This is a genomic window from Tamlana carrageenivorans (assembly GCF_002893765.1).
In the GTDB taxonomy this organism is placed as follows: domain Bacteria; phylum Bacteroidota; class Bacteroidia; order Flavobacteriales; family Flavobacteriaceae; genus Pseudotamlana; species Pseudotamlana carrageenivorans.
The window spans coordinates 928,448-954,597 of record NZ_CP025938.1 but is presented as its reverse complement, the minus strand read 5'-3'; the positions used below and the strand labels follow the sequence as shown (position 1 = coordinate 954,597).

At 35.4% G+C, this 26,150-nt stretch carries 20 protein-coding genes and 1 pseudogene; 9 read left to right on the top strand and 12 right to left on the bottom strand.

Annotated features, from left to right (window positions below):
* Window positions 1-3: 3 nt before the first annotated feature.
* Entirely contained in the window at window positions 4-1,635 is a 1,632-nt protein-coding gene (locus C1A40_RS04425; protein WP_102994842.1) for a S41 family peptidase, read from the top strand.
* 93 nt (window positions 1,636-1,728) lie between these two features.
* Here the strand turns inward: C1A40_RS04425 and C1A40_RS04420 are convergent, their stop codons facing one another.
* The 3 genes from C1A40_RS04420 to C1A40_RS04410 are packed head-to-tail and all read right to left on the bottom strand — an operon-like array spanning window position 1,729 to window position 3,146.
* A complete protein-coding gene (locus C1A40_RS04420) occupies window positions 1,729-2,337 on the bottom strand; it encodes an FAD-dependent oxidoreductase (protein ID WP_102994841.1) in 609 nt (202 codons plus the stop codon).
* On the bottom strand, window positions 2,337-2,540 hold the full coding sequence (locus C1A40_RS04415; RefSeq protein WP_102994840.1) for a hypothetical protein: 204 nt from the start codon (window positions 2,538-2,540) through the stop codon (window positions 2,337-2,339). The genes C1A40_RS04420 and C1A40_RS04415 overlap by 1 nt, the downstream gene beginning before the upstream one ends.
* Window positions 2,541-2,552: 12 nt before the next feature.
* Complete coding sequence (locus C1A40_RS04410; RefSeq protein ID WP_067144958.1) at window positions 2,553-3,146, bottom strand: MarC family protein; 594 nt, start codon at window positions 3,144-3,146, stop codon at window positions 2,553-2,555.
* 203 nt (window positions 3,147-3,349) lie between these two features.
* Between C1A40_RS04410 and C1A40_RS04405 the strand changes: the two genes are divergently transcribed.
* The 3 genes from C1A40_RS04405 to C1A40_RS04395 all read left to right on the top strand — a co-directional run bounded on the left by C1A40_RS04405 (window position 3,350) and on the right by C1A40_RS04395 (window position 7,442).
* The gene (locus C1A40_RS04405) at window positions 3,350-3,913 is read left to right on the top strand and encodes a DUF3109 family protein (protein WP_102994839.1); all 564 of its coding nucleotides are present in this window, start codon (window positions 3,350-3,352) and stop codon (window positions 3,911-3,913) included.
* Window positions 3,914-4,374: 461 nt separating this feature from the next.
* Window positions 4,375-5,649: a ribonucleotide-diphosphate reductase subunit beta gene (locus C1A40_RS04400; RefSeq protein WP_102994838.1), complete on the top strand. Its 1,275-nt coding sequence runs from the start codon at window positions 4,375-4,377 to the stop codon at window positions 5,647-5,649.
* Window positions 5,650-5,651: 2 nt separating this feature from the next.
* Window positions 5,652-7,442 carry a ribonucleoside-diphosphate reductase subunit alpha gene (locus C1A40_RS04395; RefSeq protein WP_102994837.1) on the top strand — a complete coding sequence of 597 codons (1,791 nt, stop codon included), beginning with the start codon at window positions 5,652-5,654 and terminating at the stop codon, window positions 7,440-7,442.
* Window positions 7,443-7,612: 170 nt separating this feature from the next.
* Here the strand turns inward: C1A40_RS04395 and C1A40_RS04390 are convergent, their stop codons facing one another.
* The 4 genes and pseudogenes from C1A40_RS04390 to C1A40_RS04375 form a co-directional block, all read right to left on the bottom strand.
* Window positions 7,613-8,443 carry an OmpA/MotB family protein gene (locus tag C1A40_RS04390; protein ID WP_102994836.1) on the bottom strand — a complete coding sequence of 277 codons (831 nt, stop codon included), beginning with the start codon at window positions 8,441-8,443 and terminating at the stop codon, window positions 7,613-7,615.
* An 81-nt stretch (window positions 8,444-8,524) separates the two neighbouring features.
* Window positions 8,525-8,806 carry a pyrimidine/purine nucleoside phosphorylase gene (ppnP, locus tag C1A40_RS04385; protein ID WP_102994835.1) on the bottom strand — a complete coding sequence of 94 codons (282 nt, stop codon included), beginning with the start codon at window positions 8,804-8,806 and terminating at the stop codon, window positions 8,525-8,527.
* A gap of 163 nt (window positions 8,807-8,969) precedes the next feature.
* Window positions 8,970-11,302: pseudogene (locus C1A40_RS04380) on the bottom strand (inorganic phosphate transporter).
* 71 nt (window positions 11,303-11,373) lie between these two features.
* Window positions 11,374-12,570, bottom strand: a complete 1,197-nt coding sequence (locus tag C1A40_RS04375; protein ID WP_102994834.1) for a porin — start codon at window positions 12,568-12,570, stop codon at window positions 11,374-11,376.
* A 378-nt stretch (window positions 12,571-12,948) separates the two neighbouring features.
* On the opposite strand from C1A40_RS04375, the gene C1A40_RS04370 reads away from it, so the two are divergent.
* Window positions 12,949-13,266 carry a toxin-antitoxin system YwqK family antitoxin gene (locus tag C1A40_RS04370; RefSeq protein ID WP_102994833.1) on the top strand — a complete coding sequence of 106 codons (318 nt, stop codon included), beginning with the start codon at window positions 12,949-12,951 and terminating at the stop codon, window positions 13,264-13,266.
* A gap of 218 nt (window positions 13,267-13,484) precedes the next feature.
* Here the strand turns inward: C1A40_RS04370 and C1A40_RS04365 are convergent, their stop codons facing one another.
* The 5 genes from C1A40_RS04365 to C1A40_RS04345 all read right to left on the bottom strand — a co-directional run bounded on the left by C1A40_RS04365 (window position 13,485) and on the right by C1A40_RS04345 (window position 22,518).
* Entirely contained in the window at window positions 13,485-14,972 is a 1,488-nt protein-coding gene (locus tag C1A40_RS04365; RefSeq protein ID WP_102994832.1) for an SGNH/GDSL hydrolase family protein, read from the bottom strand.
* Between the two features lie 10 nt (window positions 14,973-14,982).
* Window positions 14,983-17,787 carry a TonB-dependent receptor gene (locus tag C1A40_RS04360; protein WP_102994831.1) on the bottom strand — a complete coding sequence of 935 codons (2,805 nt, stop codon included), beginning with the start codon at window positions 17,785-17,787 and terminating at the stop codon, window positions 14,983-14,985.
* Window positions 17,788-17,991: 204 nt separating this feature from the next.
* Window positions 17,992-19,845, bottom strand: coding sequence for a glutamine--fructose-6-phosphate transaminase (isomerizing) (gene glmS / locus C1A40_RS04355; RefSeq protein ID WP_102994830.1), 1,854 nt, complete (start codon window positions 19,843-19,845; stop codon window positions 17,992-17,994).
* Between the two features lie 129 nt (window positions 19,846-19,974).
* Complete coding sequence (locus tag C1A40_RS04350; protein ID WP_102994829.1) at window positions 19,975-21,687, bottom strand: BamH family beta-barrel-assembly machinery protein; 1,713 nt, start codon at window positions 21,685-21,687, stop codon at window positions 19,975-19,977.
* 21 nt (window positions 21,688-21,708) lie between these two features.
* A complete protein-coding gene (locus tag C1A40_RS04345) occupies window positions 21,709-22,518 on the bottom strand; it encodes a glycogen/starch synthase (protein ID WP_102994828.1) in 810 nt (269 codons plus the stop codon).
* Window positions 22,519-22,705: 187 nt separating this feature from the next.
* Between C1A40_RS04345 and panC the strand changes: the two genes are divergently transcribed.
* The 4 genes from panC to C1A40_RS04325 all read left to right on the top strand — a co-directional run bounded on the left by panC (window position 22,706) and on the right by C1A40_RS04325 (window position 26,133).
* Window positions 22,706-23,557 carry a pantoate--beta-alanine ligase gene (panC, locus tag C1A40_RS04340; protein ID WP_102994827.1) on the top strand — a complete coding sequence of 284 codons (852 nt, stop codon included), beginning with the start codon at window positions 22,706-22,708 and terminating at the stop codon, window positions 23,555-23,557.
* A 13-nt stretch (window positions 23,558-23,570) separates the two neighbouring features.
* Window positions 23,571-23,921, top strand: a complete 351-nt coding sequence (gene panD, locus C1A40_RS04335; protein ID WP_102994826.1) for an aspartate 1-decarboxylase — start codon at window positions 23,571-23,573, stop codon at window positions 23,919-23,921.
* Window positions 23,922-23,925: 4 nt separating this feature from the next.
* Window positions 23,926-24,894: a lysylphosphatidylglycerol synthase transmembrane domain-containing protein gene (locus tag C1A40_RS04330; RefSeq protein WP_102994825.1), complete on the top strand. Its 969-nt coding sequence runs from the start codon at window positions 23,926-23,928 to the stop codon at window positions 24,892-24,894.
* A gap of 90 nt (window positions 24,895-24,984) precedes the next feature.
* Complete coding sequence (locus tag C1A40_RS04325; RefSeq protein WP_102994824.1) at window positions 24,985-26,133, top strand: alpha/beta hydrolase; 1,149 nt, start codon at window positions 24,985-24,987, stop codon at window positions 26,131-26,133.
* Window positions 26,134-26,150 lie beyond the last annotated feature (17 nt).

The window sequence follows — 26,150 nt, the reverse complement described above, 5'->3', positions numbered from 1 at the left end:
TTTATGGCTTTTCAAAAAAAATACCTTCCCTTGTTTATAGGTGCTGCAATTGCGGCAGGTATTTTTATTGGCGGAAAATTAAGTTTTAGAGATTCACCAGACCGTTTATTTACTACCAATAGTAAGAAAGATAAGCTTAACAGACTCATCGATTATATTGAGTACGATTATGTGGATGATGTTAATACCGATAGTATTGTTGATGTTACCGTTAACGGGATTCTTGATAATTTAGATCCGCATTCCGTGTATATCCCTAAGGAGGACATGCAGCGTGTTACCGAAGAAATGAAAGGTGATTTCGTGGGTATTGGTGTGAGTTTTTATACTTATAAAGATTCGATTGCTGTAATTCGTGCCATTGAAGGCGGGCCAAGTGCAAAAGCAGGGATAAAAGGGGGCGACCGTATTATTTTTGCCGATGGCGATACCTTATTTGGGAAAAATATTGAAGATGGCGCTCTGGTTAAAAAACTTAAAGGGCCTATAAACTCTAAAGTGAATTTAACGGTGTATCGACGTGGCGAACCCGAACTATTAAAATTTTCTGTAAAACGCGGTCATATTCCTATTAAAAGTGTGGATGCCTATTATATGCTTACCGACAAGCTGGGCTATATTAAGGTGAATCGCTTTGCCGAGTCTACCTATAAAGAATTTCGAAAAGGCATTCAAGAACTCGAGGCTTCTGGAGCGACCGAAATTGCTTTAGACTTACGAGGAAACCCTGGAGGTTTTTTAGGAATTGCCGAACAGATTGCTGATGAGTTTTTAGAGGATGATAAGCTTATTTTGTTTACTAAAAATAAACGCGGCGATATCGAGGAGAGTTTTGCAACCAGCAAAGGGGACTTTGAAAACGGAAAAGTTTATGTTATGATTGATGAAAACTCCGCTTCGGCAAGTGAGATTGTAGCAGGAGCTTTGCAAGATAACGATATAGGTACCATTGTTGGTCGTCGATCTTATGGTAAAGGATTGGTGCAGCGGGAAATGGATTTGGGAGATGGATCTGCGGTGCGTTTAACGGTTTCAAGATATTACACACCTACAGGACGTTCTATTCAGCGACCTTACGATCATGGTAATAAAGATTATTATGATGAGTATTTCGATAGAATTACTAGCGGAGAACTTTTAGATCCTGAGAAAATTCATGTCGACGATTCCTTAAAGTTTGTAACTCCAGGCGGAAAAATTGTGTACGGCGGCGGCGGTATTATCCCCGACGTTTTTGTGCCTATAGATAGTGGTATGCAAAATGAAACCCTTTCCTTTTTATTGCGTCGTGGCTTTTTTGGAAATTTTGTGTTTGAAGAGCTTGAAAAAGACCGTGGTCGATACGAAGGTGTTTCAAGACGTGATTTTATAGATAGTTTTGAAGTAGGAGATGACCTTGTGTTCGCTTTTCAGGATTATTTAAATCTGCGTTCCGATTCTAAAGTGACTTTCGTAGCCTATCACGATGAGGTGAAGCAATACATAAAAGCAACTTTAGCCGATCAACTTTATGGCAATGGGGCTTTTGAAGAGGTTTACAATCAAACCGATATCATGATTGAAGAGGTGGTGCGCTTGAGTCGTGGTGAAGTTGTTGAGGATGTTGAGGAAGTAGACTTTGAAAGCGGGGGGTAGGGTAGAGGTTAGTTTATTTTTGCTTGAAGGATCATGCCGTAAAACACCTTGAAAATCACAAAGATTCCAAAGTTAAATTATTTGAATTCGAGATCACACCGCAACCTTATCATGAACCTTCACATGTTTACCGTCATTCCAAAGTGTTAAAATATCGGTAGCCACATGAGCGCCACTTCCTGAAGCTATGGCAAACTGACTGCGCCAACCCGCTAAAGTACCAGCAACATATAGGTTTTCTTCAATAAGGTGATCGGTATTTTTTAGCCAAATACGATTTTTTTCAGCTGCTGCTCTAGGGTGGGCTTCAATATACGGCTCCAAACCTTCAATGGTCATCAAGTTGGTATAGCCTACAGCGATAACCGCTATTTTGGTGAGGTATGTGTTTTTGTTTGTAGTTACGCTATATGCGTCATTTAGTTTGGTAATGCTTAATACCTTTTCGTGGTCAATTTGCTCAACGTGTGGGTATAAGTTAGCGAGTTGATTTTTGCCGTCTTCTAAAATACTTTCGCCAGTGGTTCCTGGGGTTAGTCCTAAAACATTATTGAATAGGGCTGTTTGTAAATGCGATGTTTTTTGGTGTACGATAATACCAATCTTTTTATCGCTAGCAAAAGCCTTGTTTTTTGCAGAACCTAAAACTAAAGCGCAAGATAAACCTGCAGCGCCACCACCAATAATAAGGGCGTCGTACATTATTTTCTGTTTTTTATCTTTTGTTCAATGTGTTTTGAAGTACGTAAAATGGCCATCATTACAATCACACAAAGTGATGCCATAATGGTGATTATAGCAACCATGCTTTGGCCTTCAAACGGGGCGTTAAAATCTAACTGTGTGCAATTAAAAATGATTAAACCTAAAGCAATGATGCTTAGTATTATAGTAAAAATTTTCATTTGTAAATAATTTTAAATAAGCTCAAACAAGGCTTTAATGTTATGTGCAAATAATTTTACAGCAATGGCTAGTAGTACCACACCAAATACTTTTCTAATAATGTTGATACCGTTTTGTCCTATTAAACGTTCGATCTTAGCCGATGTTTTAAGCACGATAAAGATAATGATAACATTTAATAATACGGCAATTATGATATTTTCGGTAGCGAACTCAGCACGTAGCGACAGTAGAGTAGTTAAACTTCCTGGCCCAGCAATAAGTGGGAATGCTAAAGGAAAAACTGCGGTTGTCATGGCATCGTGTTCTTCTTGTTTGTAAAGGGTGATACCCAAAATCATTTCTAAAGCAATAAAAAATAGAATAAAGGAGCCAGCAACAGCAAACGAATTAACATCGATACCAATAAGGTTTAAAATGCTTTTTCCTAGAAATAGGAACATAATTAATATGACTCCAGCAATAATCGAGGCCTTCTCACTTTGAATTTGTCCTGCTTTTTTTCGTAAATCGATAACAATGGGAATGTTTCCAACAATATCAATTACAGCAAATAAAATCATGAATGCTGTAAATATTTCTTTAAAATTGAATTTTAGTTCCATAGGTATTAAATTGTTAACCTAGTAATAACACTTGGTTTTTTTAGTTTTGTATTTTGTGTTCTTTTAAGAAAATTCTAAATTAAAAATCTGTTTTTTAGCTAATTTTGAATTTTCGGCAAAAATATACCATTATTGCCGAATAATCTTAAAAGTTTAAGCTAAAGTTTGTTTATTTTTGCCCACGATTTTAATAGGTGATTTTTATGTTTCAGTTAGGGAAAACGATTGTTTCAGAAGATGTAGTAAAGAAGGATTTTTTATGCAATTTGTCGGCTTGTAAAGGTGCTTGTTGTATAGATGGGGATGCAGGTGCGCCTCTGGATGCTGAGGAAGCTAAAATTCTGGATGATATCTATCCGAAAGTTAAACCTTTTTTGCGACAAGCAGGCATTGATGCTATTGAGGCCCAAGGTACTTATACCGAAACTGAAGATGGTGATTTAGAAACCACGTTAATTGATGGCGCAGATTGTGCTTATGTTATTTTTGATGACAAAAACGTGGCGCTTTGTGCTATTGAAGAAGCCTATAATCAAGGAGAGATTACTTGGAAAAAGCCAGTATCCTGTCATTTATATCCGGTAAGAGTTCAAGATTATTCCGAATTTTCGGCAGTTAATTATCATAAATGGCAAATTTGTGACGATGCCTGTGCTCTTGGCCAGGAGTTGCAAGTGCCCATCTATAAATTTGTAAAGGAAGGTCTGATTCGTAAATTTGGAATAGACTGGTATGCCGAATTGGAGAAGGTAGCTGCGTCTATGTAGCTTTCTAATTTTTCTGTTAATAACGCTTAAGATTCCTTTAAATTAAGGGTTTTTGGTGTAAAAATCCTTAATTTTTTTGTAGACTTTTCTAAGTTTTAAAAAATGTAAAACACATCATGTCAGTAAAATAAGTGTTTTTTTGTGTAAACTTATTGATTTTAAGTGTTTTCAATGTTTGTTAAAAACTTGTTGAAAAGCTTTCTTCTTTTTTGTTAAAACATATCAATCATTTTACAATCTTTGTTCTGCTCAAAATACAAGAATAGAATCCTTTTTTTAGCCTGTTAATAAACTTGTTAAAAATGTATTTTGAATTCACCGAATACCTTTTTTAATATATCATAGCTTTAAAGAAGTCTTTTTACTGTATTGACTTTTTATCGCATGAGGTAGAATTTTAGTTGTTATTCGGTATTGTTAGTTGCTATATTAATTAAATAACCAAAATCAGCGCCATAACCATGGAAATTTCCCACATTATTAAACGCGATTACGACACAACCCCTTTTGTGTTAAAAAAGATTACGCATGCCATTGAAAAGGCTATGCTCTCTGTAAATCATGGCACCAGTGAAGATGCCGCAGACATTTCAAACAAAGTATTAGAAGCTCTTTTAGCACGAAAAGAACTGGATGCCCGTTATGTACCTACTGTAGAGCAAGTTCAAGATATTGTTGAAGATAAATTGATGGGTAGTGCCTTTCATGATGCCGCAAAGGCTTACATATTATATCGCGACGAACAGGCTAGGAAACGCCAAACTAATATTTTTGAAAAACGTATTAATTTAAAGCCTTACGAATATCCAGATTTATATGAATATGTAAATGCTATTAGACATTCGTATTGGATCCATAGTGAATTTAATTTTACTAGCGATATTCAGGATTTTAAGACCGGACTAAGTTCGGTTGAAAAATCGGCTATAAAAAACACCATGTTAGCCATTTCACAAATTGAAGTTGCTGTAAAAACATTCTGGGGCGATATTTATCAAAAAATGCCAAAACCAGAAATTGGTTCTGTTGGAGCTACTTTTGCCGAAAGCGAAGTGCGTCATCATGATGCGTATTCTCATCTTCTTGAGATTTTAGGATTAAATTCTGAATTTAAATCTCTTAAAAAGAAGCCGGTAATTATGCGTCGCGTGCACTATTTAGAAACGGCACTTAAAAATTCTAAAAGTGAAAATATTCAGGAGTATGCTGAATCTATTTTGTTGTTTTCTTTATTTATTGAGCATGTGTCTCTATTCTCTCAGTTTTTAATCATTATGGCCTTCAATAAGCATAAAAATATGCTGAAGGGAATATCTAATGTGGTAGAAGCAACATCAAAAGAAGAACAAATTCATGGCGATTTCGGCATTGATGTTATCAATATTATAAAGAAAGAAAACCCGAAATGGTTTGGAGAAGAATACAACGAAAAAATCCAGACCATTTGCAAAGAAGCTTTTGAAGCCGAAAGCGATATCATCGATTGGATTTTTGAAGAAGGCGAGTTAGATTTCCTTCCAAAGGATGTTATAAACGAGTTTATTAAAAATCGTTTTAATAATTCTTTAGAAAGTATTGGTATAGGTAAGGTGTTTACTGTAAATGAAAAATTATTAGCAGAAACCGAATGGTTTGATGATGAAATTATTGGTACCAAACACGGCGATTTCTTCGTGAAACGCTCAATCAATTATAGTAAAAGAACAAAAAGTATAACCAGCGATGACCTATTTTAATTATGAAAGTACAGACGAACCTCCAAGAATCTCAAACCGAAAAATCTACAAATTACGACGAATTAGTAAATGCTCGTAAAGAACAAATTAAAAAAGCAACGCAACAGGAAGATGCTCCTGAATTTAAATGGTTAACTGAAAACAGTCGAAAATTTTTAGAATCGGGTTACTTAACCGATGGCACTACCCCTGAAGAACGTATTCGTGAAATTGCGAATCGTGCAGAAGAGATTCTACAAATTGATGGTTATGCTGATAAGTTTTATAAATATATGGCGGAAGGGTTTTTCTCTTTAGCTTCGCCAGTATGGTCTAACTTCGGTAAAAAACGTGGCTTACCTATAAGTTGTTTTGGTTCGAATATCGCTGATGATATGGGGAATATTCTTTATACCCAATCGGAAGTTGGTATGATGTCAAAATTAGGAGGAGGAACCTCTGGTTATTTTGGTAATTTACGTCACCGTGGGGCACCTGTAAAAAATAATGGCGTTTCATCTGGCGCGGTACACATTATGCAGCTTTTTGAAAAAATGGTGGATGTAGTTAGTCAAGGTTCTGTTCGTAGAGGGCGTTTCTCTCCGTATTTACCTGTGGAGCATCCAGATATTAAAGAGTTTTTAGAAATTGGTACCGAAGGAAACTCCATCCAAGAACTTACACATGGTGTTTCTGTTACCGATAAATGGATGCAGGAAATGATTGATGGTGATGTTGATAAACGTTCTATTTGGGCAAAAGTAATTCAACGTCGTGGTGAAATTGGTTACCCGTATATATTTTTTAAAGATCATGCTAACAATCAAGCTCCAGAAGTTTATAAAGAAAACGATCATAAAATAGTAGCTTCTAATTTGTGTACTGAAATAATGTTGCCTTCAAATGATCAGTGGTCTTTTGTTTGTGTATTATCTTCAGTAAATGTATTGCACTACGATAAGTGGAAAGATACCGATGCTGTTGAAACCATGGTGTATTTCTTAGATGCTGTAATTACAGAATTTGTTCAGAAATTAGAGGAGTACAGAGATTCTTCAGATTTAGAGGATAGACAAACGTTCATGTTTATGGAACGTGCTTATAACTTCGCGAAATCTAACCGTGCATTAGGTTTAGGTGTTTTAGGATGGCATTCCTTATTACAGTCTAAAATGTACTCATTCGATAGTGAAGAGGCTTATAGTTTAAACAGTGAGATTTTTAAGTTAATTCAAGAGAAGTCGTATAAAGCTTCAGAAGAATTAGCTGAGTTATATGGCGAGCCGGAAGTTTTAAAAGGCTACGGAAGAAGAAACGCGACATTAAACGCGATCGCACCAACAACCTCTTCGGCCTTTATTTTAGGACAAGTATCACAAGGAATCGAGCCCATCTGGTCTAATATCTATGTGAAAGATATCGCTAAGATTAAAACCACGATTAAAAATCCATTCTTAGAGCAATTACTCGAAGAGAAAGGTAAAAATACATCTGAAGTTTGGCGTAGTATCCGCGATTATGATGGTTCGGTACAACATTTAGATTTCCTTACAGAACATGAGCGTGATGTGTTTAAAACTTATTCTGAAATCGATCAGTTGGTTATTGTATATCAAGCTGCCAATCGTCAAAACCATATCGATCAAGGACAGTCGGTAAATATTATTGTGCATCCAGATATGCCTGTAAAAGATATAAATAACATTTATGTTACGGCATGGAAATTAGGGCTTAAATCATTGTATTACCAGCATAGTATGAATGCGGCTCAAAAGTTTAAGCAGAAGAAAGAATGCGCAAGCTGTGAAGGCTAATCCTATTAACTTTATAAGTTAATCTTTTAAATATTAAATCGTCTAAAATGTATGTTTTAGACGATTTTTTTTTTGGCTCAATTGAAATACACTTAGTTGTATAAAAACAGAACGAGCCGCCCAAAAGGCAGCTCGTTCTGTTTTATACATTATTGTAGATGTGCTATAAATTAGCTTTCATCAGCCATCAAAGCAAAAAACTTATCAATATTCGGAAGAATGATAATACGTGTTCTTCTGTTTTTCGCACGGTTGTCAGAGCTATCATTATCCACGATCGGTTGATAGCTGCTTCTACCTGAAGCGATCAGTTTTTCTGGAGCGACATTATATTTGTCTTGTAGCTTTCTAACTACCGATGTGGCTCTTAATACACTAAGGTCCCAGTTATCTGCGATATGATCTGTATTGATGGTTCTAGAGTCTGTATGACCTTCAACCATAACATCTAAACTTTCTTCAGAGTTAATAACATCGGCTAATTTTTTTAAGATAGGATCTGCTTTAGAGCTCAATCTGTAACTAGCTGTGTTAAAAAGCATGTCGTCGGCAATAGAAATCATAACCACAGTACCGTCAATACTCACACCAAAATCTTCTTCGTTATCTAATTCTGAAGAGTTAATTACTTTTTCAAGGTTATAAGCTACAGCTAAATTCATAGAATCTTTTAGTGTTTTAGCTTGACTTAATTTCTCTGCATCCACATGTGTTAATGTTTCACGCATTTTAATTTTGGCGTCATTGGAAATGATTGTTCCGTTTTCTACAACATCAAGTTTTGAGTCATTTTCGGCTTGTAAAGATGAGATTTTAGAGTTATAGGTTTCTACACGCTCCTCAATTCTGGCAAATTTAGCTTCTAAATCCTCTTTTTCTACTTTCGTTTTTTGTAATTCGCTTCTTATTTCTCCATTTTCATGTTCTAAAGCCAGATACTTTTTTTTAGATACACATGATAAGGTTAGAATAGCGAGCAATAAAATCGAAATTTTCTTCATAATTATAATTTTAGTTTAATGCATTTACGTACAAAAAAAAGATATAGATTACGAAGAACGAAAGTTTTTGCATTTAAACGATTATTTGTAGGTACACAAATAGGAAGTTTGTGAAGATACTTTAACCTGGAATTTTTCGTTCGCATCAATTTCATAGGCTTCTCCGGCGTTAAAAGTAGCCCAGTCTGTTGCGTTTGGTAGTTTAACAACCATTTGGCCTTCGATAACTCGCATAGTTTCGTGCTTAGACGTGGCAAATTCATATTCACCTGGGTTCATAACTCCTAAAGTCGAGTTACCTTCTGTAGTCGTGTAACCTAAAGATTTTACATTGTCGTTAAAATACGCGTTGTTTGAAATCATAAATAATATGTTTTTTAGTTTTTAATGCCAACAAAGGTAGATGTTTTAATGAGCTGAGCGAAAATATTGCCGTTTATTTAAAAAATCATGAAATATGATATCAAAAAAAACACTCATTAAGCTGTAGCCTTATGAGTGTTTTGTAGATAAGAATAAAAGAAAGTTATTCTTCTTCGTTATTAATTTTAATGGTTTGAACGTTATTCGTTTCAGCTATTTTAGCTGGCTTAACAGAGTCGTCATGAGCATTATCATATTCCTCTAACAGGTTCATGGTTGCCGATAACAAATCCTTAGTCTCTAATAATAAGCTAAAATATAAAGTTGTGTTTTTCGGACTAGACTCTTCCGTTCGAGTGCGCTCTACTTGTTTATGAATTTTTTCAGTAAGCAATTTAAATAACGGTTCTTTACTTGTTAGTATATGCGAAATTTTACTGAACGATTGGGTTTCAAAAGCTTCTTTAGTATCATTGAAAAGCTGTTCTAAAATAACATCAACCTCTTTCAATTCTTTAATTTGATTGAATTTTAGTTTTTTGTGGTTATTGTTAACGTGTTTATGAATGGCTTTAGAAATAAAATCTAAAGATTGTGTCATATCTTGTAGGTAACCTAAAATATTGATGTAAAAATCACTAGCCCCTATACTCGAATCATCTAAATTTTTAATGAAGTAAAATATATTATCTCGCAAGCCTTCAACTTCTTGTGATAATTTAACAATTTGTTTGTTGTTCTTTTTCAGCATGACTAAATCTTGTTTAGCCAAACCATTTATTGAATTGGTGTAAATTTTGTTTCCACGTTTAACCACATTGGCAATGTTGCTTGCGCTTTCGTGAATCACGCCTTGTATTGAGCTGCTTTCGGCTCTTATTAAGCTGTCTTCTGCTTTTAATTCTTTAGATTTTTTACTGTGTACAATAGAACTTCTAATTAATAGGGCAAGTGCTATAAGGAGTAGGAGTGGGAACATAATGCCTATGTTCAAGTTAAGTAAGTAGGCTACTAAGGCCGCCGCTGTAAAGGCGCTAAATGCCGTGAAGAACCAACCTCCAATAACGTTTATTACTCCAGCTACTCTGTAAACTGCACTTTCTGCACCCCAAGCGCGATCGGCTAATGAACTACCCATGGCAACCATAAAAGTAACGTAAGTAGTAGATAGTGGTAATTTATAAGATGTTGCAATCGAAATAAGTACAGCAGCGACCATAAGGTTTACTGCGGCTCTTACCAAATCAAATGCAGGTAGTTCAATGCGTTTGTCTTTTGAAATTTTAATAACTGGCGCTTCAAATTGTTTGTCGATTTTTGCTTGCCAAGATTTTGGTAACATATAACCTAAAATCTGAGACATTAAAACGGCTGTTCTTACAAAAATTCGTGATAAGTAGTTAGGTTGAAAACGTTCTTTAGTTTCACTTTGGCTTGATAGGTCTAATGAAGTTTTTACAACGTTTTTAGCTTTTGTAGAAAACCATAGGGTTAAAACCATAATCATACCAGCTATAAAGAGTAGCCAGTTGTTGGTGGGGACCTTTTGAGCTAGAATGCCCATAGAAAACTCACTTGCAGGAATTCCAGAGGCAGACCATGCAGTAAAGGCATTATAAGCAGCTACAGGAACACCTATAAAGTTTACTAGGTCATTCCCTGCAAAAGCTAAAGCTAGAGCAAACGTTCCTGCTACAATAACTAATTTGTAAATATTTGATTTTAGAAATACAATTAAAGCATAGGATAGTAAAAACCACCAAATAAAGTTAGCAAGTACAATAGGAATTACTTGTGTTTCTAAAAAATGACTCATGGTATCACCACCAAAAATATCGAAGGTCTGACTCGCATATGAAGTACCTTTTAGGCCCTTCATAAATATAAAATAGGTAATTGCTGTTAATGCAAAACCACCAAATAAAGCGCCTACCCAATTAGCCTTTTTTCGAAGTTATAGGATAATAATAGTCTTGAAAACCATTGCACAAAGGCACCTACCGAAAATGCGACGACCACCGAGAGCAGTATTCCAAAAATAATTTGTGTGGCCTTTGAGGTATTGATATAGGTAATAACATCAGAGAAACCTCCCCCGTCATGTCCAATTTTTATAAGGGCTATAGCAACTGCGGCTCCTAAAAGTTCGAATACAATAGATACCGTAGTGGATGTAGGCATACCAATAGAATTGAAAAAGTCTAACAGTAGTATGTCGGTAATCATTACGGCAAGAAAAATAATCATGATTTCATCAAACATGAATTCCCCCGGGTTAAAAATACCCTTTCTAGCGACTTCCATCATGCCGCTGGAAAAAACGGCTCCAACTGCTACGCCTAAACTGGCTACGATCATGATGGTTTTAAACGATATGGCTTTAGAACCAATCGCAGAATTTAAAAAGTTTACGGCGTCATTACTAACCCCAACAACCAAATCAGCAATGGCTAAAATGGCTAATGCGATAATCATGTACAAATAGATGTTGTCCATAGTATTTAATTGAAATAAGTTTGCAAATATCATGAGTATAAATGTGTGTAGTGTTATCGAATTGTTATGTTTTAGAAGTGCACGTCCATTTGTAATCTAGCTAGGATTTCATTGGATCCACCATGGGTTTCTATGTAGCTGATATCACTTTGTATTTTTAATTTATGCCCAACAATATATTTTGAAACCCCTAAGGTATACATATCTTTAGAGTTTTGCATAGTAAAAGTGTTCATATTTAGGTCGGTATAGCGCCCTGCGATTTCCCAATTTGAAGCAAAAAGGTATCCAGATTGGAAATTTAGTGCGTTTCCGGTTTCAATAATATCTCCTGTAAGACTACCATCTGAGTTTTTTGCAAAGGGATCGTCGGCGTTACGATCGGCATATTCAAACATGAAAGAATAACCTTTATATTTAAACATAGCATCTATAAACACAGTGTTTATGTCCGTTTTATAGAGTCCGTTGTTACTGTCAATAAACATATATCTACCTAGGTTACTTCTTGTTCTAACGGCGTCATTGTTAAATTCATAACTTGCAGCAATAGCCAGTTTTGGTGTGGGCTCTCTTTTTAAGTCGGCTCCTTTATAATCGCCTTTACTTTGGAAGTTTCCAAAAGGTAAGATCTCTATACCGCCTACATATTGCAGACCTCCCAGGTTTCCTGAGGTTACGTTTCGTCCTTCACCCAAGGAAATGGATAGAATTTCACGAAAGTATAGATTTCCAAAGGGATTAAAAAAATGTTTCAATTGAAATCCAATATCTCTATCAATATTAAATTTGCTGTTTAGAAGTGATCGATCTACAAGCTGAAGATTTGCAGACGATATAATACGTTCTCTGTTTCCTGGTAGTTTTCCTTGTCCGACGCGAATAATCATATTTTTGTAGAAATTCCAATCCACAAAGGCATCCATAATAAACCTAGGAGAACCATGAGTAAAATCATCGGAACCTCCCGACATGTCTCTATTGGAGAAACCTGCCTCGAATTTATATTTTAATTTCGGGGAGTACACAAAGCCATCTAGCTTTAACCTGGAGCGTCTTACTAAAAAACTTAAATCGTTAGGTTGGTTTTCTTTCCAACTTGAAACACCTAAGAGTTGAAAGCGTACTGCAAATTTCATTGTAAAAGTACTGTCCTTTCCAGTAACATTGAAAATACCTTTACCAAATGCACCTGTTTTGATTTCTTGTGCATACATGAATGTGCAAACAAGAAGTGCTGCCCCAAGAAGGGGGAATTTAATGTTCATGTAAAATTAGTTTTTGTCGGTGGCAAAGAACTTATTCTAATGTTAATCCAATGTTACCTAATTGTTAACATTGTAAAACAGTAAAGACTGCCTTGGCCGAGGCAGTCTTTCTAGAAATCATGATAATGTAGTCGACAAAAACTAATATATTATATGAAATACTATTTTGTCTTAAGACAGGGCAAATATCCTTTTTATACTTGGTTTTAATGTAAATAAAATATTATGTAATCATTAATTAACTTATGTTAACAAAGATTTGTAAGTCCTGTGATTATTAGGTTTTTAAGATTCCAATGTTAAATTAATGTTACGTAATGATTGTCTAAAAGTTAATTATATTGTATATTTGTGTTATAACATTAAAACCCCATAATTATGAAGAAATCAATTTTAATATTTTTCGCTTTGTTAATGACAGTGGTTTCTTTTGCACAACAAAAGAGGGAATTAAAACTTAATAAGGAAACGAATTTAATCGATGTTGTTTATTATCATGACAATGGTGTTGTAAGCCAAACAGGTTCTTACACAGCAGATGGTAAATTACATGGTGTTTGGTTAAGTTTTGACACTGAAGGCAAAAAAATTGTTTCAGCTAATTATGATAATGGTAAAAAAGTCGGCAAATGGATTCACTGGGTAGACGGTGTAGCCAAAGAAGTAGATTATAGTAAAAATGTTGCTTCGCTTTAAAAAGCAGCAGTTTTGAAATTTGAAATACTAAAACAAAAAGCACTCTTTTATAGAGTGTTTTTTTTTGTTTAGAGGTTTTGCATCATTAAGAAGAATTATGAGATCTTAGTTATTCCAATAGTTTAAATTAAGACTCCTTGATTTAAAAAAAAGCTCTAATATATTAAATTGTATTAGAGCTTTTTTTTGGGGTCATCTAAAAGTGTTGCATTCAGATTTTACTGTAGCGTTGGAGCATATGAAATTGGGAAGTCTGCTGCTTTCATTAAGTTTCCTGAAGCTTCAAAATTAGATCCATATGTAGTATCAATAGCTTTTAAGAAGGTGTTTGCCATTAAAGCATATCCTCTTGCGGTTAAATGGATACCGTCTAAACTTACTAGGCCACCAAAGACTAAATCTGTATTTAGAAAAAAATCATCAAAGGCGATTCCATTTGTAGCAGCTTCATCTAAAACACTTTTTAAATCTGCTAAAGCCAAACCTTTTGTTTTTGCTATGGCTTCAATGCTGGTGTTATAAGCCATGGTAGCATTGTTAATTTCTGTCTGTTCTTCTGGAGTAAGTACAAATTTATCTCCCATTGGGGTAGATACACCTATACCTTTAGGGATTTCAGATGATGCTGTAAGCAAAATTAAGTCGTCTGCCGTAGCTTGTCTTAAATTGATTAAAGCGGGGTTTAAAACCGTTAAATCTCTTAAATCTTCATCAATAATAACTAGGTCGTTATTTGGTCCAGCAGAAAAGGAAATACTACGTTTTGCAATTTCAGCATCGGCCATTTCTTGAGTTAAGGGGGTGTTCGCCACTAAATAAGCATAAGCTTGGGCGATTCCAGCGTTATAAGCCCCATAGCCATTCATGCTGTTTAGTAAATCTGCTGTAGGTCCATCTAAAGGAACTGGATTATGAGGTACGGTAGTGAAATGAGAAACACTTGTAATACTTGGTACATTTGCTATGGCTCCTTTAGCCCCGTTTGCTGTAAGTTTGTTTATTAAAACTTCTAAAGATGCGTTAAAAGTTGCAGGATCTGTAATAGGGTCAGAACCGTCACCTCCAGATAAAGCGTAACCTAGAACATCATTTGCCCCAACTTCAGATAATGTGAAAAATGTAGGCTGCTGGGCCACGGCGTCATCAATAACTGTTGCAGCAGGTGCAGAAGCTATTCTGGCATAATATGGGTTAGCACCAGCATATCCTGGCGTTATTAAATGGAAACTTTTGGAGCCCGGAATACCAAAATTATTAAAATCACTGCCTATATTAATTCCGGCTTCTGTAGTAATTGGTGGTACAGGAGCACCTAATCCTTCTAAAAATTCATTTAAAGGTTGTGGCCCAGGAATCTCGCTATTAAATGTTAAACGGTAACCACGAACAGGTGTACCGCCAACAAGTATACCACCAGTATTGTCATTAACTAATGGTTGTAAAAAATCGCCCCCACCAACTTTTTTGAATTGTGAGGCTAACATATTTGGAAATGAATTTTCTTGGCCTGCGATAAATAATCCGAAGTCTGAATAACCAGCAGTAAGGGAAGCCCCTACAGATATGTAATTTGAGAAATCGGCACTGCCGGCCGTTAATTCAGGAAGCTTTTCCTCGTTCACAGGAGGAAGGATGTCTTCAGGCGTATTGCAAGCTGATAAGCCTAAGAGGGTTAATAGTACTCCTATATATTTAGATTTAATCATAATTGTTAGTTTATAAGTTATTAATAGTCCATGAGAGGTAATACATAGAACCAATAAATCCGGTGCCGTAAGCGGTGTAGTATTCGTCACCTAATAAGTTAGTGGCACCCAATTTAAATGTCGATTTAAAGCAAGGTATCGTATAGTTTACCTGAGCATCTACCACATGGTACTCTGGAATTAATCCGTTTCCAAAAGTTGACTCCCAATAGTAATCATCACTAAAACGATAAGCGATATTAAAACCAAGGTTTTTAAAAACATTGGTGTTTCCAAAAGTCGCTTTGAATTTATGTTCGGGTGTATTAAAGTTTGTTGTGAAGTCCGGATATTTCTCTTGGTCAAAATCTAATTTGGCAAAAGTGTAGTTGGCTCCTAAATCGAAATCACCAAATACTTTTGTAGATACCCCAATAGAAGCTCCATAAGAGTTAACAGCTGCTTTAGAGTTTGTATAAGCGTTGTAAGTGACATCATCACCGCGATTAAGGGCGTCGATAGATAGTGAATTATCACCTACTTGACCGTATAATGGTGCTACAACATATTCTTGGGCGATAAAATCTTTATAGCTGTTGAAGTAAGCGCTAAAATCAATAGTCAGGCTTTTAAGTTTACCGCGGTATCCAATTTCAGCAGAGGTTACTTGTTCAGGTTTGATTAAATCGGGATTAGAAACCACAAGGTCGTTAACATCACCTGAGGCTTGATAAGCTAATACCGAAGCTTCAGAATATGAGTTGTTATACGCAGCTGCCCCCGTTTGGGTAATCACACTAGGTTGCCCACCTATTTGTCCGCTTCCACTTACGTTATAATCACCTGAATAACGGTCTAAGTTCGTTGGTGCAGAACCTACCAATATGGCACGATTAGCATCCAGCCCAATAAACAAATCTTGAGTGGTAGGATTTCTGAATCCTGTTTGTACAGAAGCACGGAAGTTATGATTTTTGTTTAAAGTTAAGCCAGCCGATATTCTTGGTGAGAAGAAACCGTCGAAAAACTCAGACTTATCATAACGTACAGACCCCGTTAGTTTAAGGTCCAAGCTTTCGTTTAATTCCAGATTTTTCTGAATTTGTGTATACATACCATATTCAAAATAATCGATGGAGCCGTCGTAATCGGTGTATATGGTTCCGAAGGAATTTAAACTGTATTTTCTATAAGATCCACCAACTTGAATTTCAGCAAATTTTATGAGTTCACTAAAATTGTAATTACCGTCGGTGTGGTAATATTTTGAAGCATCTTGAAATTTAGATCCTGTTAATAAATCGGGATCATTAATACTTTTATTGAAAGCTGCGATATATTCGGGTGTACCAGGTTCAAACCTTCCTGTTTCTGCTTGAGCACGTGCTGCGGCATGTGCTTGGGCATCGTTAGCACCACCTAAAGTTGATAAAACGTAAGTTCCAGCATATTCTGCAAACCAGTTTAAATCTGGTTTCCATGCTCTATTGATATTAATCCCTGTGAAAACCATATCATAAGAATCACCAGCTTTATCAGCAACCAAATACGTTCTTAAGAAGAAGTTTTTGTTACGGAATTCAATTTTGTGTTGCTCTTGGAAAAAGTTGTCTATGTAGTAGCGGTTTAATCCTTGGTATATGGTTGTACCAGTTCCAACTTTTCCGACGTATGAAACTTCAAAGTCATTTTCAAATGGGCGGTAGTATAAGCCCCAGTCGGCCTTAATGCTCTTTGCTTCATTATTGGTAAGGTATTTTTCGTTATATCCTGTTCTACTTACTTGTACAGAAGGAGCCAATGTGCTTGCGCCAGCTGGTAAGTAGGGTTGTCCGGTAGCAGGATTAATTGCCGATTCTAACAAAATAGCAACCTGTTTTAGGTTTTGTGAAACTTCATCGCCATATACATTAATACCGTTATAGTTCAGGTTAGTTTCTCTAGTACCGGCTTCCATGTTTCTGTCTACTTCACTAGTTGCAGCCCAATCGGTGCCTTCTAAGTATCCAAAATTAAATTTTGCAGCAAATTTTTCACTAAACTTATGAGCGGCACGAATACTTAAATCGGTATAAGGATTTGTTCCAGAAGCTTCTTGAGACGTGACACCTCTTTTTATAGAGGCGCTTAATCCTTCATATTCGAACGGATTTTTGCTACGCATGAATAAAATACCGTTAAAGGCGTTTGCGCCGTATAAAGCAGAAGAAGCTCCAGGCAGTAGTTCAACACTTAGGACATCGGTTTCCGTCATACCCACCAAGTTTCCAATGGGGAAGTTAAGCGCTGGTGTGGAATTATCCATACCATCAACAAGTTGCATAAATCTGTTGTTTGAAAACGTTGCGAAACCTCTGGTGTTTACAGATTTAAAAGTTAACGAATTGGTGTTTACGTCGACTCCTTTTAAGTTTTCTAATCCGTCATAGAAATCGGCTGAAGCGGTGTTTTTAATTTCCTTTAGACCGATACGTTCAACCGTCACAGGAGATTCAAAAATACGTTCAGGGGTTCTTGATGCTGAAATGACAACTTCATCTAGAGCTGTTCCTTCTATCAAAATGAAATTTATAGTTTCGTTATTAGTAGTCACTGCTTTAGTAACGGTTTCAAAACCTACGCTACTGGCCTGAATGGAAAAAGGTGGGTTTTTAGTGTAATTCAATATAAATTTGCCGTCAAAATCGGTAACGGTGCCAACAGCAGCACCAACCACAATAATGTTAGCTCCGGGAATAGGTAGATTGGCATCATCAACAACGGTTCCTGAAACGATGGTTTGTCCGTGGGTTAATCCACAAATGAACAGTAAAAATAGGGGGAGAATTTTTTTCATGTAGTATGTTTCGTTTAAGTTAAAACAATAATTCGCAAAAGAACGAAATATTGTTCATTGCTAAAAATATAAAAATCTATGCACGCATAGTTAAATTTCGTAAAAAAAACCCTTTATTTTTATCAAATAGCTGTTTTTTTAATAAAAAAATGCCATGATTTCTTGAAATCATGGCATTTTAAAAAAAAGCTAATTTTTTGTTGTTTATTCTACAGTCACTGATTTTGCTAAATTACGCGGCTGATCAACATTTTTATCAAGCATTACCGCAATATGATAGGATAATAATTGTAAAGGAATTGTTGTGAGCAATGGAGAAAGTGATTCTAAAGTTTCAGGCACTTCAATAACATGATCGGCTAGTCCTCTAACTTGGGTGTCGCCTTCCGTTACGATGCCAATAATTTTTCCTTTACGGGATTTAATTTCTTGAATATTACTTACGACTTTCTCGTAATGTCCCTTTTTAGTAGCAATTACTGCAATGGGCATATTCTCATCAATTAATGCAATAGGTCCATGTTTCATTTCTGCAGCCGGGTAGCCTTCTGCATGAATATATGAAATTTCTTTGAGTTTTAAAGCGCCTTCGAGAGCTACTGGGAAATTGTAACCTCGACCTAAATATAAAAAGTTTTTAGCGTCTTTGTAAATTTCAGATATGGCTTTAATATTATCATCGGCCTCTAAGGCTTTTTCAACTTTTTTCGGAATTAATTCTAACTCCAGAAGATGTGTTCTAAAATCGGAACTACTTATTGTGCCTTTTGCGCGTGCTAATCTTAAAGCGATTAGGGTTAAAACCGTTATTTGTGTGGTAAAAGCTTTTGTTGAAGCTACACCAATTTCTGGTCCGGCATGGGTATAGGCTCCTGCATCAGATTCTCTTGCTATTGAAGAGCCAACTACATTACATACGCCAAATACAAAGGCTCCCCTTGATTTTGCAAGTTTAATAGCAGCTAAAGTGTCGGCTGTTTCTCCCGATTGTGAAATGGCGATGACCACATCATTTTCGTTAATTACAGGATTACGGTATCTAAATTCAGAAGCATATTCTACTTCAACAGGAATTCGTGCTAAATCTTCAAAAATATATTCTGCAACTAGTCCAGCATGCCAAGATGTTCCACAGGCCACAATAATAATACGATTGGCATTAAGAAACTTTTTCATGTTATCTTCAACACCAGCCATTTTTATAATAGCTTCGTTTCTTAATAAACGGCCTCTGTAAGTATCGGTGATGGCTTTAGGTTGTTCATGAATTTCTTTAAGCATGAAATGGTCATAGCCACCTTTTTCAATTTGCTCTAAATTAAGTTGTAATTCTTGAACATAGGTTTCTACTAAAGAATCATCTTTAATTTTTCTAATTTTAATGCCTTTATGGAATCTAATAATAGCTAATTCTTCATCCTCAAGGTACACGGCATTTTTTGTGTATTCTAAAAATGGAGACGCATCACTAGCAATAAAAAATTCTTCTTCATTATCACCAATTCCAATAGCTAAAGGACTTCCTAAGCGTGCTACAACAATTTCTTCAGGCTTATTTTTATCAAAAACAGCAATGGCGTAAGCGCCAATAACTTGGTTTAATGCTAATTGAACGGCTTTACCTAGTTTTAAATCGTCTTGCTTTTGAATTTCTTCAATTAAGTTTACTAGAACTTCAGTATCAGTATCCGATTTAAATGTGTATCCTCTAGAGATCAATTCTAATTTGAGCGATTCGTAATTTTCAATAATACCGTTATGAATAATAACGAGATTCCCCGAATTTGAAACGTGAGGATGTGAGTTGACATCGTTTGGGACACCATGGGTAGCCCATCTTGTATGTCCGATTCCAACATTACCTGTCGTAGTAATTTCTCTTTCAACTTGGGCCTCTAAATCGACCACCTTTCCTTTAGTTTTTGAAACCTTTAGGTCTTTCCCGTCAAAAAGTGCAATTCCTGCACTGTCGTATCCTCGGTATTCTAAACGTTTCAGGCCTTCTATTATAATAGGATAGGCTTCTCTAGGTCCAATATATCCAACAATTCCACACATATATTATATTTTAATATTGAAGTTAATAATTCCTAACAAATATGAAAAATAAAGTGTAATGAATCATATTTATTATGTGTAGCTTTCATTTTATACGATGAAATTCACAATAGGAGATGATTATTGATTTTATTCTTTGGCTTCAGAAGAAAATATTCTCAATTTAAGTCTTTTCTCTTCTGGAATGTTAGCTGTACTTCCTTGAATAATTGTTCCTCTAGGTGAAATTATTGAAGCTCGTGGTACCTCTGTCACTTCATCGCCACTATCAAGAATTATTCCTGTATCGGTATAATTTACATTGGTAGAGAGTACTAGTCCTATTTTAGTGGGAGTATCTTCGGCAATAGAGTCTGTGAATAAAATATTATTAAGGTGTTGTGTTAGGCGAATTTTAAAAATTCCATCTTCGCTACGTTGACCAAGACTAACTATTTTAGAATTTAATGGGTCGGATTGATTTGTTGTGGCATCACCAATAGAATAATCTAAAGTAGGATTGTTTGTTTTTATGTTATAGGCATAAATACGATCGTAGGTGTGGTAGTCTTCAACCCCACCTGTTGGTAGGTTATCATCTTCGCTTACAACAAGTTGTGCTTCGTTAATAAGTTTTTTAAGTTCGTATCTATTAGTAAGGGGGTCTTTAACATAGTTACCATCCTCATCTAGTTTCCTATAAGTTTGCTTAAAACAATCAATAGCATCGGTATCTACAACACCATCACCATCGCAATCAACCTTACCGCTAAACAGTTCTACTACAGCCATAGATCCTTCGGTGCCTTTTAAGTATAGTTTATCGTCACCTAAAGTTTTATCTCCATTAGTAAGCGGAATGTTATAATTGTTGATAAAGGTATTTAAAATGTTACCTGAGAAATTCAAAGTATAAGTATCCTGGCTTCTACTTTCTTCTTCACCAGAGGTGTAATACATAGTGATATTCGCATTGGCTGCAGAAAGGTTTAGGAGCAACATAGCCCCATCTGTGCCAATGGCTTCAGCCTTTATGTAAAGTCCGCGAAAATAATTTTTAAAATTATTGGAGCTGCTTAAAACAGGATCTCCTTCTTTATCGATAATGGTTGTTTTCCAATAATCGTTATTCAATTTTACACGTAATGCAGGCGATTCGTTAGTAGAAACTTTGTCATCATCTTCGCCTATTGTGGTTATAATCCCCTCGTTACTCGGAATAAATTTAGGTTCTGAATAAATAGGTGTCGTTGCATCAACAATATGATCATCGAATGTAATCACCGAAGTGCCGTTTAGTGCTGTGTTTACGGTACTACGTCCGTTTGAAAAATAGTTTTGTGCTTGGTTTTCAGTACTGTTGGGATCAAAATCTCTTAAGAAATAATTACTTCTATAAACGGTTAGTTTGATAGGAGCGTTGCTTTTTCCGTATAAAGAATCCAATTTGTACTCTGGATTGTTGTCGTCATCATAGTCAACAATGGTACTGTAATAAGGGATTTTAAAAACCACACTATCTATAACAGGGTTTTCGCCAAACTCTGGAGATAGCTTATTAGGTACTATTTGTGATACAATACTGGCTGTTGTAAGACCATATGCAGGGTCGTTAAATACCCCAAGTAAATTTCCTCCTGAACCATTGCTTCCTGTAATGCCTAGGTTATTAATTTGTAAGGAATCTAGCTTTTTGTTGTATCCAACTAAAGGCCATAGGGTGGCTTTAGTATTAAAGTTTGCGTTCTCATCGCCAAGAACATCACTTTCTATAACGTTAAAATCTTTATCGCAGCTAATAAAAGCGCCAACCAAAAGAAGAAAAACAATAGGGTATTGAAGGGATTTAATGGTCTTTTTCATAAAATGTTATGACTTTGATGTTTATCCTAAAACGGTTTCGTTGAAGAATGTTGTATAAGCTTCACCAAATTCATCTTTCGATTTATATTCTAAAATAGGTTTATCTGATGCTTTTAAGTAGGTTTCTAAATCTTCAGGAATGGTTTCAGAACCAATAATTAAAGCGTCAGAATAATCAATAGCAACCTTCATTAAGTTTGTATAAGTTGGTTCTTCCAATGGTTGAATCGATTCGTTATCGATATTATCAAACTTAATTTTATTAATCATCTCTTCGTTTAACGTGCCGTTGAAACTTTGGTTGTATACCGAGGTTACAATTTTACTTTCGCTAAAAAGAGGCTCGTCTTTGTAGTATTCTTTAAAATAAAGCGGTAATAAAGACGCTAACCAACCATGAACATGAATAATATCTGGAGCCCAATTTAATTTTTTAACGGTTTCAATAACGCCTTTAGCGAAAAAGATAGCGCGCTCGTCGTTGTCTGGAAATAGTTTTCCAGCTTCGTCGGTTAAGGTTGCTTTTCTTTTAAAATATTCGTCGTTATCAATAAAGTAAACTTGAATGCGCTCTTTTGGTATCGAAGCGACTTTAATAATTAACGGCATGTCTAAGTCGTTAATAACTAAGTTGATACCAGATAAGCGTATAACTTCGTGTAATTGATGTCTTCGCTCATTTATATTACCATACCTAGGCATAAATATTCTAATTTGTCCGCCTTGTTGATTTACTAATCTAGGCGCTTCAAATGACATAGAAGAAATTTCGGTTTCAGGTAAATAGGGCACTACTTCAGATGATACATATAATATCCTCTTATCTTTCATATGATGGTTTTTGTTGACATTAAAAAACCTTTACAAACGTAAAACTTAACGATTTCATCTTTAAACAAGAAACCTTGTAAAGGTGTTTCTTTTAGCAATTGAAAATAAAAAACACGCAAAAGTACAAAATTTTATGCAAATTGCTTGTAAAATATTAAGTTTGCACCCGTTAATTTTATATTAAAACGTGGAAGTTTACTCAGAAAAACAACAAATAACAGCAGCTCTTGATGCTGTAAAAGCAGAAAATAAAACGGTTGGTTTGGTGCCCACTATGGGGGCCTTGCATGATGGTCACTTAGAATTGGTAAAAAGAGCATTGGTTGAGAACGATCAAGTGGTGGTAAGTATTTTTGTGAATCCAACCCAATTTGATAATAAAGATGATTTAGAGAAATATCCGAGAACCTTAGAAACAGATGTCGCACTTTTAGAAGCTATTAGCGCCCAGAGAATCATGGTTTATGCGCCTTCTGTTAACGATGTATATGATGGTCAATTAATAGCGCAAAAATTCGATTTTGATGGTTTGGAGTTTGAAATGGAAGGTAAATTTAGATCTGGACATTTTGACGGTGTTGGTACTATTGTAAAACGATTGTTTGAAATTATTAAACCTAATCGGGCTTATTTTGGCGAGAAGGACTTTCAGCAGTTGGCTATCATTAAAAAAATGGTTGAAAAACATGACATGCCAATAATAATTGTGCCATGTGCGATTTATCGTGAATTGAATGGCTTAGCGATGAGTTCTCGAAATGTTAGGCTTAAGCCAGAATATAAAGAAGCAGCGCCTTTTATTTATAAAACTTTAACATCTGCCAAAGAGAAATTTGGCACAGAAAGTGCGGTTGGTGTTGTGGAATGGGTTGAAAATCAATTTTCTACACATCCGTTGTTGAATTTGGAATATTTTATAATTGCCGATGAAAACACCTTAAAGACAATAACAGAAAAAGAAAAACAAAAAAAATACAGAGCTTTTATTGCTGTTTATGCTGATGACATCAGACTAATTGATAATATCGCTCTAAATTAATTACCTTTGCCTCATGCAAATTCACGTAGTAAAATCTAAGATTCATCGAGTTAAATGCACCGGTGCAGAACTCAATTATATTGGCAGTATAACCATTGACGAAGACTTGATGGAGGCGGCTAATATTATTCAAGGAGAAAAAGTTCAAATTGTAAATAATGATAATGGCGAGCGCCTAGAAACGTATTGTATTCCAGGACCTCGTAATACAGGAGAAATTACCTTAAATGGTGCAGCAGCAAGAAAAGTTGCAGTTGGCGATACTTTAATATTGATTACCTATGCGATATTGGATATTGAAGAAGCTAAAGGATTTAAGCCGGCTTTAGTTTTTCCTGATGAAGCCACAAACTTGTTAAAATAATTTTTTGAACCAGAAAATAAAAAATCTGTTAAAGGTTGTACTCCCATTGTTATTGGGAGTTTTTTTAATCTGGTATTCGCTGTCTAAAGTTTCTATAGACAAACTTCTGGTATATGCCCAAAATGCAAACTATTCATGGATTGTATTAGGTATGTTTTTGGGTTTGTTAAGTCATATTTCGCGGGCATACCGTTGGCGTTTTATGCTTTTGCCAATTGGGTATCATGTAAAGTTTGGGAATACTTTTATGGCTGTTTTTGCAGCTTATTTAATTAATTATACCATACCAAGAGCGGGAGAGGTGGCTAGAGCTTCACTGTTAACAAATTATGAAGGCGTTCCTTTTGAGAAAGGCTTCGGTACTATTGTTGCCGAACGTATTGCTGATATGATTGTCATGTTAGGTATTATGCTGATTACGCTTTTTTTGCAATTCGATTTTATTTATGGGTTTTTAATGGAGAGATTTAATCCTCTTAAGGTTATCATGTTTATGGTGATTGGACTCATTCTGTTTTTTATAATGGCATTTTTTGTGACTAGAAGTCAGTCTGCCATCGCTATAAAAATAAAAACTTTTGTTAGTGGTTTAGTTGAAGGGGTGTTAAGTATTTTCAAAATGAGAAACAAATGGGCCTATATTTTTCATACCCTTTTTATTTGGGGTATGTACGTGCTTATGTTTTATGTAACGACCTTTGCTATTAGCGAGCTGGGAGTGGTGCAACCCGGAGCTGTTTTGGTTGGGTTTATTTCTGCGAGTTTTAGTATTGCTGCTACAAATGGAGGGATAGGGTCTTATCCTTTAGCGGTTTATGCAGCCTTTGCTTTGTTTGGTATCCCAGAAGAGCCTAGTATTGCTTATGGTTGGATCATGTGGGCGTCTCAAACATTAGTTATAATTGTTTGTGGTGGACTCTCGTTAATTTACTTGCCTATTTACAATAGAAAATATATAAAAATTAAGGGTTAATTGTAGATTTGCACTTCCTATAACTTGTGCTTTTAAACTCTCGGTTTATTTATTACCTTGGCCTTCCGAACCAAAATCTAAATATTTAATATGAAAAACCTACTTTTTGTTTTATTCTTTGCCGTGTCAGTGAGTTATGTGGGGGCGCAGGTTAAATATCAAACCATTACTTCTTCAAAGCTAGGTGAAGATCGTCAATTAAAAATTCAATTGCCTCAAGGTTATAATAAAGATCAAGGAGACTATCCTTTAATTATTGTTTTGGATGCCGATTATATGTTTGAAGCCGTGGCAGGAAACGTTTCTTATTTTACCTATTGGGAGGATATGCCACCAGCTGTTGTGGTAGGTGTCAATCAGTTAAATAAGCGTTATGACGATTGTATGTATTCCGAGCAAAATTCATTGCCTATTGATTCTGGAGCTGCATTTTATGAGTTTATTGGTTTGGAATTAATCCCGTTTATTGAAAAATCATTTAAAACCGGAAGTTTTAAAGCTATTATAGGGCATAGTGAATCTGCCAACTTCATTAATTATTACCTCTTAAAACCGCAGCCATTATTCCAGTCTTATGTGGCCATAAGCCCAGATTTAGCGCCAAATATGTTGGATTATTTACCAGAAGCTTTACGAAAAGTACCGTCAAAAACGTTTTATTATTTAGCCAATACTGATAACGATACAGAAACCATTAAATCAATGACCGATGCTTTAAATTCAGATATTTCAGGTATTGAAAATGACCAGTTAGAGTATAACTTTAATAACTTTAAAGAGGTTTCGCATTATTCGGTTCCAACAAATGCTATTCCTGTAGCTTTAGAAAAAATGTTTAAAATCTATCAGCCTATTTCTAAAAAGGAGTATAAAGAAGTGATTCTTGAATTGGAAACTTCGCCGGTAGTGTATCTTCAAGAAAAATATCAAGAAATTAGTTCGGTTTTAGGTATTGAGAAACCTATTTTGATTAATGATTTTAAGGCTATTGCTGCTGCTATCGAAAAGAAAGAGGCTTACGAATACTATGAAGAATTAGGTAAAATGGCTAGAAAGTCTTATCCTGAAACTTTATTGGGGGGTTATTATATTGGACGTTTTTATGAGGAAACGGGTGAAACCAAACGAGCTATGAGAACTTACCAGTCGGCTTATACTTTAGATGAAATTGCAGGAATTACTAAAGATGAAGTGATGGATAGAGCCGACCTTATTAAAGCGGATTTCGGATATAACTAATCGCATTGTTTCTGTTA